Consider the following 1,125-nt stretch of genomic DNA (forward strand, 5'->3'; position numbering starts at 1 on the left):
ACAGAAGCGGTCGAGCCCGAGGCGAATACCGCGCCTATCCCGCAAGGCCAGAAGCTGTGAAGTCCGGCGTAACGACTGGCCCGGAATCCAAACTGCGGCAACGCACGGCCGGACGGTTGGACCGCTCCCGCGACCCCGCGATTCTCGATGCCGCGTTGGCCGCGTTGGTCGAGCACGGCTACGAGGCCACCAACATGAACGACATCGCCGCACGCGCCGGCGTCGGCAAAGCGGCCATCTACCGCCGGTGGTCGTCGAAGGTAGCGCTGATCACCGACGCACTGGTCTACTGGCGGCCCGATCTGCTCAGCGACGACGCTCCCGACACCGGTGCGTTGGCGACCGATCTCGATGCGCTCGTGGCGCGTGCGCAGCACAACGACGACAGCCTCGTTTCCAACGACTTGATCCTGCGGGTGGCGCTACAGGCGGTCCACGACCGCGAATTGGCCTGCGCACTGGACGAATTGATTCTGTTCCGCGGCCGCCGCGTGATGACCACGATCCTGCAGCACGCCATCGACCGCGGCGAGATTGATGCCGACGTGGACGTAAGCCTTATCGCCGACGTGGTGACCGGAACGGGACTTATGCGCATCATCAGCGGCGACGCCGTCGACGCTGAGTTCGTGCGCCGGGTCATCGACACGCTGGTGCTGCCCGCAATCTATGCGTCACGACCAGAATGAATCTCGTTGTCATGTCGCCAACCTGAGTCATCGGCCGCCGGGCAAGCCGACTAGCGACCGAACGTGGAGTTTTAGTAGCAACCCCTTATGCCCGCCGTGGTGCGAGGGCGGTAGCCGCCTGAAGGTGTCACTGTGGCATCGGTCGCTGCTGAGGTGCGCGAGGAGACACGAGGCAAACGGCAGAGACCAGCCGCCGGCTGAGTACTCAGAACAGAAAGTCTCCGGACTCACCGGGGCGATTCGGTATGAAAATTTCACACCCGCGAGTCAACTGAACTCGGTGCAGACCCTAGTGCCGGTTGCCGCATTACGGCGGCGCCTTCTCTAGATAGACGAAGCTGTCTAGTTTCGGCAACCGTCGAGGTCGCGGATCCGCCATTAAGATGAGAAAACTGGGTCCGCCACTTTCTTGAGAACTCCTCAAAATTGCCGGTAG

The 1,125-nt window shown here is 62.7% G+C and carries 1 protein-coding gene; it reads left to right on the forward strand.

What is annotated here, in order from left to right; translation table 11 throughout:
* The first annotated feature begins 56 nt into the window (after nucleotides 1-56).
* Nucleotides 57-689: a TetR/AcrR family transcriptional regulator gene (locus tag HMPREF0591_RS29865; protein ID WP_007172625.1), complete on the forward strand. Its 633-nt coding sequence runs from the start codon at nucleotides 57-59 to the stop codon at nucleotides 687-689.
* Nucleotides 690-1,125 lie beyond the last annotated feature (436 nt).

Source organism: Mycobacterium parascrofulaceum ATCC BAA-614, from assembly GCF_000164135.1.
GTDB classification, from domain to species: domain Bacteria; phylum Actinomycetota; class Actinomycetes; order Mycobacteriales; family Mycobacteriaceae; genus Mycobacterium; species Mycobacterium parascrofulaceum.